The sequence below is a fragment of the Flavobacteriales bacterium genome (assembly GCA_013001705.1).
Classification (GTDB): domain Bacteria; phylum Bacteroidota; class Bacteroidia; order Flavobacteriales_D; family JABDKJ01; genus JABDLZ01.
Genome location: JABDLZ010000077.1, coordinates 1 through 4,428 on the forward strand (window position 1 = coordinate 1; position 4,428 = coordinate 4,428).

The window sequence follows — 4,428 nt, forward strand, 5'->3', positions numbered from 1 at the left end:
GGGCTATGCTATAAGTATCTACAGGATAAAGAATCAGCGGAAGATGCGGTTTGCGACATATTCGAGCAGCTCCATCAGAAACTTCTGCAGCACGAGGTCGAGAATTTCAGATCCTGGATCTACACCACCTCACGCAATCATTGCCTCATGCTGCTGAGAAAGCAGAAAAGCCATAGGTGGCAGGAACTGGACCGCGATGTGGAGGACACAGGTCTACACTCATTGCAGATCAAGCAATGGATCGATCAAAAATTGGATATGCTCGAAGAAGCGCTGCAACATCTGAATACGGATCAGAGAAACTGCGTAGCCGAATTCTACCTGAAAGGGAAATCCTACAAGCTGATCGCTAAGGAACAGGATATGTCTTTGGGTAAGGTCAAGAGCCACATACAGAATGGTAAGCGCAATCTGAAAATCATCTTGGAACAACACGAAGAATTCGATCATGGATAATCACAGCGGCATATGGACAGAAGAGCACTTCAAGGCCTATCGCCAAGGTCGTATGAATGAGTTGGATGCACAGCGATTCGAACAGGATATGCTCGATGACCCCTTCCTGTCAGAAGCCTTTGAAGGATATGTATTGGCCAGTGGACAGCTCTCCATGGCCGACCTGCAAAGCAAATGGGATCAACGAGGTGGAGATTCCCTCGGGACTACAGGTCAGGGATTTGGGGTCACTGGCCCCTTGATGGTCGGTGTTGTGATTGCAGGATTACTGTATTTCTCGGTCTCCACATACCAGCAGGATGGCCTGGATGAGATGGCCACACAGTTGGAAGAGAATTTAGAAGAGGGTAGGAGACAGGTGGCCATGTACGAGGACTCACTCACTATCATGGAGATACAACTATCCCGAACGATCGATCAGACCCAGGAGATCATCCCATCCCAGACCAAAGTCGACCAACAAGAACTTCAGCGATTTGAGGAAGAGCGGATTCTCAGAAGGGAAGCTCCAGATCCCATCCGGCCCAAAGGTGTGGATAGCAGCCACCGGGAAACGGACTCATCCATCCAGATTCCTCGACCGGATATCTTCTACCTCTCCGACTTCAAACTGGCCGATTATCGCGGTGATTATGGAACAGAGTACTTCTTGAAAAGTGATGTGCTGAGTGGTACAGAGGCGGTCTATGAAGCGCAGGACAATGAATTGAGACAGATAGCAGAGATCCATACAGTCGATTATGAGCAAATGATGGCGGAGATCATGCAATTGTTCTCGTCAAGGGATTACAAGCGCGCCCTTGTGCTTTTGAAACGGGTGGAGAGCAAACATCCCAATGACCTCAACGTGGCCTTCTACGGGGGGCTGTGCTATTATAATCTGGGGCGATGGGACCGGGCCACCAAGTATTTCAGAAGGGCCATGACCCACCCACGTAAGGTCTTCGATCAAGAAGGAGAATGGTATCTCGCCCTCGCTTTGAAGCAACAGGATAAGGATGCATCTGCACAATCTATCCTTCAGGGAATTGTTGATAAAGAGGGCTTCTATGCTCAAAAAGCACGAGCTTTGTTAGGACTTTAGCAAATTGAATACGAGGTCGTTATCGCTTTTTGGCATAGGCCTTGTGACCATTGAAGGGATGATCCGAACTATCTTTTGCATAGGACTCTTAACTCTCGCGCTCTCACTCACAGCGCAGATAGACCGTGCCAATGGACTACAACTGACCGGACAGGTGCAGATGGGTCTCCCTCAGAATGAATTCTCAGAAGTATTCAACGGATACCCTTCGGGGCTCAATGCCTGTGTCACTCTGCCAGTAGGTAAGACCAAACTCCTGCGATTCGGAGGAGAGTATGGTTGGAACAGTATGGGCAGTGAGAAGACTTTGGTCGAATTGAGAGATGAGGCCGAACAGGTCTACAATGGAGAGATGGACTTCAGCTCTGAGATCAGGAAATATCATGCTATGATCAGGCTTGCTCCGTTCAGGGGAGGTATCCGGCCCTATCTGGAAGCCTTCTTCGGGGTCACAGTGTATCAGACAGAGTCCGAACTCAGCTACGAGTCAGCAGATGGCACCTATGTCACAGAGACCCGGCCCAAGCACAACGAGGGAGTGAACAGTTACGGCTATGGTGGAGGTCTGATGCTCGGTATCAGCAAGCACCTCTATCTGGATGGCAAAGTACAGGTACTCAGAGGCGGTGAGGTGAGATTGGTCGATCTGGACAGCCTGACAGTGGACTCACAAGGCGGTATTGATTACAATATCCAAGAGTCCAATATGCACATGATCGTGCCGCAGGTGGGGCTTTCGCTCGTATTCTGAGATCAACTGGCCCTGATCGCCACTACGGGATCCATGCGACTGGCCTGCCATGCAGGAACAAATCCAGCGATCACTCCGATGATCACCGCAATGCTCACACAGAGCACCAGATTCATCCAGCTTAGATAGAACTCCGAGCCCAAGGCGCTATTCAATCCCCAGAATACCAGTAGGATAAGCAGGATGGCCACCATGCCACCTATCAGACACAGAATGACAGATTCCACAAGGAATTGCAAGAGGATGAAAGCCTGTTTGGCACCTAGAGCCTTTTGGATCCCGATGATATTAGTGCGTTCCTTGACCGAAACGAACATGATGTTGGCAATGCCAAAACCACCTACCAGAATGGAGAACACTCCGATCACCAAGGCTACCATCTTGAAGAAACCGAATATCCCATCGAAGAAATTGGTGATCACACTCAACTCATCGATAGAGAAGTCGTTCTTTCTCCGCGGTGGAAGCTTGCGGATGGCCCGCAGTTTCCCCTCGATCTCGTCCATCAGAGCAATGTTGCTGACCCCGGGTTTGGAGGTGATGAGAAGCATATTCTCTGTTCGTGTGAGGTCAGCGATGTTCCTTCCGAATCCTGTGGGGACCATGACCACTTCATCGATCGAGCCACCTAGGAAACTTTCCCCTTCTCGCACCAGATGACCGATCACTACAGCCTTGCGTCCGCCCACCTTGATCGTACGGCCTATCGGATCCGAACCGCCAAAGAGGTCATCCACTATCTTGGCTCCTACCAAACATACCGCCTTTCCCATATTCTCCTCTGACGAGGTGAAGAATCGGCCTTCCTCGATCTCGAATGGATAGACCTGTTCCATCCCTTTGGAGCAGATGAGCACAGGTGCTGCATCGATCACATTGTTATAGTATCTGAGTTCGCGCATCACATCACATCGGAATGCCCCATTCTCTGCCTTGGTCAATCGGGACATGAGCATGTCCAGATCATCTATACTAGGCTCGGGCCGTTTGATGTATTCCCACCATGCATACTCCTCATCCCCTTCTTCCGGTGCCCAAGGCATCTTATGGACGAATATGAGATTGTCACCCATGGAGGAGAACATGCCTTTCACAGTATCCTCTAAGGAGTCTACGGCAGAGAATGTGCTCATGATGGCGAATATCCCTATGGTGACACCCAATAGGGACAAGAAGGTGCGAAGCTTGTTGACCAGCAGCGATTGCGTGCTGAAATTCAGACTCTCCTTGATCTCGGTGAACGATAACATCTCAACGAATATGCGAATATCCCCTGTGAGACACAGCTGAGAAATAGCATCGGTCTGTGATCCATGTCAATGGCTATCCACGATCATAAGTGCTTTATCAACTGTGGCCTAAGAATCCCATTCAAAGGGGCAAGAACTTCGTTCCTTGGCGTTTCTTTGTACTCCATTTGAAAACCCCATTTCACCATGTCCGATATCAAGATCAAGAATGCGCTGATATCCGTATTCCATAAGGATGGATTGGCTCCTATCGTCAGCTCACTCAACGCACTTGGAGTGGAGTTGTTCTCTACAGGTGGCACGCAGCGTTTTATAGAAGAGCAGGGCATTCCTGTCCATAGGGTAGAGGATCTCACCGGGTATCCCTCCATACTTGGGGGAAGGGTCAAGACTTTGCACCCCAAAGTATTTGGTGGAATCCTCGCTCGTAGGCATGAGGATACCGATGTGGCACAAGTAGAGGAGCTGAGTATCCCTGAGATGGACCTGGTCATCGTGGATCTGTATCCTTTCGAGCAGACGGTAGCCGATGGCGCATCGCACGATGACATCATCGAAAAGATCGACATCGGTGGTATCTCCTTGATCAGAGCTGCAGCCAAGAATTACAGGGACGTGCTGATCGTCTCGCAGCGTGGACAATACGCTAGACTGCTGGAGCTTATCGAGAAGGGTAACGGGACGATCTCAGAATCGGATCGTAAGAACTTCGCCCAAGAGGCATTCCAAGTGAGTTCCCAGTATGATCTGGCTATTCATGCGTATTTCTCAGGGCAAGACTCCTCGATCACATTGGGAGAAGGAAATGCGCTTCGTTTCGGAGAGAACCCTCACCAGCAAGGAGTGTTCTATGGTGATCTGGAAGCCATCTTCGACAAGCTCGATGG

General features: G+C 49.9%; 5 protein-coding genes. 4 read left to right on the plus strand and 1 reads right to left on the minus strand.

Annotated features, from left to right (window positions below):
- The 3 genes from HKN79_03060 to HKN79_03070 form a co-directional block, all read left to right on the plus strand.
- Positions 1 to 456: sigma-70 family RNA polymerase sigma factor (locus tag HKN79_03060; GenBank protein NNC82531.1), on the plus strand; the 456-nt coding region annotated here is incomplete at its 5' end.
- A complete protein-coding gene (locus HKN79_03065; GenBank protein ID NNC82532.1) occupies positions 449 to 1,540 on the plus strand; it encodes a tetratricopeptide repeat protein in 1,092 nt (363 codons plus the stop codon). The genes HKN79_03060 and HKN79_03065, both read left to right, overlap by 8 nt.
- Positions 1,541 to 1,598: 58 nt before the next feature.
- Positions 1,599 to 2,291: a hypothetical protein gene (locus HKN79_03070; protein NNC82533.1), complete on the plus strand. Its 693-nt coding sequence runs from the start codon at positions 1,599 to 1,601 to the stop codon at positions 2,289 to 2,291.
- Positions 2,292 to 2,293: 2 nt separating this feature from the next.
- Here HKN79_03070 and HKN79_03075 read toward each other — a convergent pair whose 3' ends face one another.
- Entirely contained in the window at positions 2,294 to 3,541 is a 1,248-nt protein-coding gene (locus HKN79_03075) for an FtsX-like permease family protein (GenBank protein ID NNC82534.1), read from the minus strand.
- Between the two features lie 186 nt (positions 3,542 to 3,727).
- Between HKN79_03075 and HKN79_03080 the strand changes: the two genes are divergently transcribed.
- The coding region (locus HKN79_03080) for a bifunctional phosphoribosylaminoimidazolecarboxamide formyltransferase/IMP cyclohydrolase PurH (GenBank protein ID NNC82535.1) at positions 3,728 to 4,428 on the plus strand (701 nt) is incomplete at its 3' end.